A 5132-nucleotide genomic window follows, 5' to 3' on the forward strand; every position below is an offset into this window, starting at 1 on the left:
ACGCGGAATAAATGGGAGATGGCATCGTTGTTCTTATACACATAGGCCACTTCCTGAAATTCTTCAATACTACCTTCGGTGTTGTCGCAAAGTAACTTTATCAATTGAAAGGGATGCTGTGCAAAACCGTGCAATTCGGTACGGTTACAGGTAGAGGTGACCAATAATCCATCCAGACCCTGGTCCTTGGCCTGCTTTAAAAGTATTTCTATTGAGGCTGTATCCAGGCTGAACTTACCCCGTATATACGCATCGGCTTTCTTATAATTTAAGCCAATGGTATAAAATGAATTATGTTTGGAAATATGGTACGCCTTCATAAAATCGTTCGAACGGCCACAAAAATAGGAGCATCATTTGAATAAATATAACGCTTGAGGAACAAATAGTATCGAAATTCGGGATTTTAATCCCAATTCGTTGTAAATTGCCGTTAAACCATGAATTAATGGCTATTCAAAAGGTTTCGAAATTACATTATTTAGAATCTATCTAAATAAAATAGATATATTTATTTGCTATGGAAAAAGAAAATGTCGCTCAAGGATCCTATACCGAAGTGCTCATCGAAAACGGGTTCTATGTACTGAAACTCCAGAATGATACTTTGGCAAAACAACGGGTCGTCCGTGAAATCGATAGTACTTTCATCCAATTTCATTTTTGTTTGAAGGGGCATGCCAAGTTCATCTTCAATGAAGGCATGTATGCCCTTGAAGTTTCAGAGGAAAATTCGTTGTTATTATACAATCCCCAGGTCGATTTGCCTATGAATATGGAAATGGCCCCCAATTCATGGATCGTATCCATCGTAATGACCATTCGTAAGTTTCATTCGCTGTTTTCAAAGGAGGCCGATTATATTCCGTTTCTGAGCGCAGGGAACAAGGAGAAAAAATATTATGCCCAAGAAGAGGTGACCCCTGCCATTGCCGTGGTTTTAAGCCAGATAATGAATTACAACCTGCATCCATCGATAAAGGAACTGTATATCAATGGCAAGGTCTATGAACTCATTTCGCTTTATTTTAATAAAAGTACGGACGCCGATCTCGAACAATGCCCATTTTTGGTCGATGAAGACAATGTTAAACGCATTCGACAGGCCAAGGACATCATGATCAACCATATGGCGGAACCCCCTTCTTTACCCGAATTGGCCAAACAGGTTGGACTGAGTTTGAAGAAATTGAAAGAAGGGTTTAAACAGATCTATGGGGACTCGGTCTATAGTTTTTTATTCGATTACAAGATGGAACATGCACGAAGACTACTGGAGACCGGCCAGAACAATGTCAATGAGGTGGGCTTGAAGGTAGGATATAGTACCTCGAGTCATTTTATCGCCGCCTTTAAAAAGAAATATGGCACCACGCCCAAGAAATATGTGATGTCATTATCGAAATCCTAGAGGAAAACCTTAACGATGTGGTGATTTTTAAAATTTAAACGTTTTAGACCGATCAGTTTGTACCGCTGCGTCCGAAACAATGAATGCGGAGCAGGTGCAAGGGTTGAAAAACGGTAAAATATCGAGGAAGTTCGTTAATTCGTGTGTTCAGGTTCCTTTGAAATCCGAATACAGACCCATCGGTTTGTTTTCCTTGACAAATATTACCCTATCCATTGATCCGGGCCACCATAATCCCCGTATTCTTATTGACTTTTATTAGGTAATCGACGAGTGGTACTTCAGAAATCGTTACCTCCCCGGATGAGGAAGCATGCAAAAGGTGGATCCGACCATCGGTTTCCCTTGATGCAATTCCCGTATGGGTAATATCGAGCCCTTCGATAGACGTCGTGAGTGCGATGATATCCCCCGATTGGATCAAATGTTCATTTGCCTCGATTTGATCTTGGGGCAAGTAGCAGATGACTTCATTGTTCAGGAAGTTTTCTGAAGCCTTTATCTTATCATAATTCGCATCATCGGCCAAAAAGGGATACAAATCACGATGGGTACTCATAAAATTGATTTCCTTAGTGATTTCCGTTCCCCCGATTTCAGAGGTAATGTCCCTTACCAATCCTTTCTGTTCGTTGTTGGCAATCCATTCGGAAAAATAGTGGAGCCGTGAAGCGTATCCATCGAGCCTACCGTCTTTATACCGAATGGTTTCTAAAATTTCAGTGAAGCTGTCAAAATCGGTTTTTTCCTTTTGAAGAATCAAGGTGAACGTCAGGACATTCTCAACAAAGGTGGTACAATCCAGGCCCTGAAGATTGACTACCAATGTTTCAGTCTCCCCTATTTCCAAGGTCTGGGCCACATAAGGGGTCTGTAGAAAGGTTTTGCCCACCGATACCATGGTTTTTCCCAAATCCTTTTCCAACAAACCATCAATCTCAATGATCTTATCCTCAAAAGCCTGTTTGTCCTGTGCAGAACAGGTAATCTGTTGGGCAAAGCCAAGAGCTACCGTCAATAAGGATAGTAGTACTACAAAAGGTATCGCTTTTTTCATTTTTTAGTCGTTGTAAGGTCAAAAATAGCAAATAGAATGCCATTATTCCCCTTTTTTATCTACTTCCCCTTCATTCAGGTAAATACGGGTATGGGCCAAGCTTTCCGGATAGTTCTGCTGTAAAAATACAATCAATTTTTCACGCACCATGACCCGGAGATCCCAGGCCGACGAAGAATCCTTGGCACTCATCAAGGCACGGACCTCAACGTAATTGGCCTTCGAATCCGTTACCTGAATGTTATTGACTTCCCCATCCCATAGATCGGTAGCTTCCAAGATTCGGGTCAATTCCTTACGAAGCGCATCGAAGGGCACCTTATAATCGGTATACAGAAAAACGGTGCCGAGAATATCGGCTGAGGTCTTTGTCCAGTTTTGAAAGGAATTCTCGATAAAATAGGTCGAAGGGACGACCAACCTTCTTTTATCCCATATTTTAATGACCACATAAGTAAGGGTAATCTCTTCGATCCGGCCCCATTCCCCTTCAACAATTACGACATCGTCAATCTTAATGGGTTGTGTGATGGCAATTTGAATCCCGGCCAAAATGGTCCCGATCATTTTCTGGGCGGAAAATCCAATGATTATTCCGGCAACCCCGGCCGAGGCAAAAATACTGACCCCTATTTCGCGAATGTTCTCAAAACTCATAAGGGCAATGCCAATGGCCAGAACAATCACTACAAAGACTATGATACGTTCCAGAATGTTGAACTGAGTCGTGATTTTTCGGGCCTTTAAATTATCCGACGTATGCACATCGTATTTTTCCAATACCCCATTTTTTATGATTTTTATGATATTCAATATCAGCCATGTCAAACCAAAAATAAACAGGAGGGTACTTGCCTTTTTAAACTCATAGGTATAATCTTCAAGACCTACAAGACTGCGGAGTGACTCCATTCGAAGAAGAAAGGAAAATAGGATTACGAAAAGGGGGAAAGTTACTTTTTTGAATGCATGTTTTGGTATGACATAATTAGGGTCCTTTCCGAACTTACGAAGTATTTGAACGGTACTGAAATACACAATAAGGATGAGTAAAACGGCAACAATCACATAGATAAGCGATTGATTAGCTGTATTTTTAAAAAACGAATCGATCATTTTCTAGTATATATTTTGGTTATTGGAAGAACTTAAAGAAAATACCATTAAAAAATGTTAAATCCATGTAAAAAATAGATTATCCGTATAGTGGCATAGGAAACTTATAAGCAGAGTATAGGTTTAGTTTTGGCACAAAAGCTATTTTTGTTCCCGATATACATTTGGGCCTCTTGGTTTATCGACAGAAGATGATATATTCTTTTAGTTAAAAGGATTGCCCAACATGCCCAAGTGAATTAAAATTGTTCATAAAATGAAAGGAGTCTTATTGGTAAACCTCGGTTCGCCGGATAGCCCCACGGCAAAGGATGTAAAACCCTATTTGGATGAGTTCCTGATGGACCCACGGGTAATCGACGTGCCCAATTGGTTGCGGAACATTATCGTTCGTGGAATCATCTTGCAGACACGACCCAAAAAATCGGCCGAGGCCTATCAAAAAATCTGGTGGGAAGAGGGTTCGCCCTTGATTGTCATTTCTGAACGCTTTTCTGAAAAAGTGAGTAAGCACGTTGAAATTCCTGTTGCTCTAGGCATGCGCTATGGCAGTATGACCATAAAAAATGCCCTTCAGGAATTGCACGACAAAGGTGTAGACGAGGTGTTGTTGGTGCCCTTATATCCGCAATACGCCATGTCCTCCTATGAAACCGTTGTGGTTAAAACTATGGAAGACCAGCAAAAGTATTTTCCACAGATGCATGTAACGACCTTACCTGCATTTTACAGGAACGAGGCCTACATTAAGGTTTTGTCAGAGAGTATAGCGGAAGGTTTGAAAGGTTTTGAATACGACCATATCCTCTTTTCCTACCACGGCATTCCCGAAAGGCATATTCGAAAATCGGATCCGACCAAATTCCATTGTAAGATCGATAATTCATGCTGCACGACCAATTCCGTAGCCCATCACACCTGTTACCGCCATCAATGTTTCGATGCTACAAGCCGGGTAACCGACTATTTGGGAATTGATGCCGACAAATACAGCATTTCATTTCAATCGAGATTGCCCAATGACCCTTGGTTGAAGCCATTTACCGATATTGAATTTGAACGTTTGGCCAAAGAGGGCAAGAAACGATTGGCTGTTGTGACCCCTGCCTTTGTGGCCGATTGTCTGGAAACCTTGGAAGAAATAGCCATGGAGGGCAAGCATCAGTTTGAGGAAGCAGGAGGTGAAACCTACAAACACATTCCCTGTTTAAATGACAATGAGGCTTGGGTGAAGGTTATGGCGAAGTGGGTTAATGAATGGGAGGTAAATGGGAAGTTGCCCAAAAACTGACCTGCAAGGTGTTCTCCATGACAGGGGGGGCTCCTTGTAGGTCTGATGACAAGTTCACCTCATAGGTCTAAATTGAGTTGACTTTTGTGGTATAGAACTACATGGACAACTCGTGCCTCACTTATACCTCCCAGGTCTTAAAATTAATTTAAATGGCTAAAGTAACATCAGACCAACTCGGTACCGAACCCATAGGCCAATTATTGGTAAAACAGGCCGTGCCGGCATCTATCGGTATCTTGGTCATGTCCCTGAAC

Annotated in this window: 4 protein-coding genes and 1 pseudogene; 2 read left to right on the forward strand and 3 right to left on the reverse strand. The window is 41.6% G+C overall.

Annotated elements, in window-relative coordinates; all coding sequences use genetic code 11:
- A pseudogene (locus tag WBM98_RS16100) lies at positions 1–320 on the reverse strand (glutamyl-tRNA reductase); the annotation flags it as partial.
- A 200-nt stretch (positions 321–520) separates the two neighbouring features.
- Between WBM98_RS16100 and WBM98_RS16105 the strand changes: the two are divergent.
- Positions 521–1411, forward strand: a complete 891-nt coding sequence (locus WBM98_RS16105; protein ID WP_424367045.1) for a helix-turn-helix transcriptional regulator — start codon at positions 521–523, stop codon at positions 1409–1411.
- 208 nt (positions 1412–1619) lie between these two features.
- Here WBM98_RS16105 and WBM98_RS16110 read toward each other — a convergent pair whose 3' ends face one another.
- Entirely contained in the window at positions 1620–2468 is an 849-nt protein-coding gene (locus WBM98_RS16110) for an N-acetylmuramoyl-L-alanine amidase-like domain-containing protein (protein WP_424367046.1), read from the reverse strand.
- Positions 2469–2510: 42 nt separating this feature from the next.
- Positions 2511–3584, reverse strand: a complete 1074-nt coding sequence (locus WBM98_RS16115; protein ID WP_424367047.1) for a mechanosensitive ion channel family protein — start codon at positions 3582–3584, stop codon at positions 2511–2513.
- Between the two features lie 256 nt (positions 3585–3840).
- Here WBM98_RS16115 and hemH point away from each other — a divergent pair, with 256 nt between their 5' ends.
- Positions 3841–4875 (forward strand): ferrochelatase, encoded by a 1035-nt coding sequence (gene hemH, locus WBM98_RS16120; protein ID WP_424367048.1) that lies wholly within the window; start codon positions 3841–3843, stop codon positions 4873–4875.
- The last annotated feature ends 257 nt before the right edge of the window (positions 4876–5132 follow it).

Origin of the sequence: Maribacter sp. (genome assembly GCF_049667165.1) — a bacterium.
In the GTDB taxonomy this organism is placed as follows: domain Bacteria; phylum Bacteroidota; class Bacteroidia; order Flavobacteriales; family Flavobacteriaceae; genus Maribacter_A.

Bases quoted from the DNA above. Each gene is read 5' to 3' on its own strand.
- WBM98_RS16105 (WP_424367045.1), top strand. From the start codon at position 521: ATGGAAAAAGAAAATGTCGCTCAAGGATCCTATACCGAAGTGCTCATC.
- WBM98_RS16110 (WP_424367046.1), bottom strand. From the start codon at position 2,468: ATGAAAAAAGCGATACCTTTTGTAGTACTACTATCCTTATTGACGGTA.
- WBM98_RS16115 (WP_424367047.1), bottom strand. From the start codon at position 3,584: ATGATCGATTCGTTTTTTAAAAATACAGCTAATCAATCGCTTATCTAT.
- hemH (WP_424367048.1), top strand. From the start codon at position 3,841: ATGAAAGGAGTCTTATTGGTAAACCTCGGTTCGCCGGATAGCCCCACG.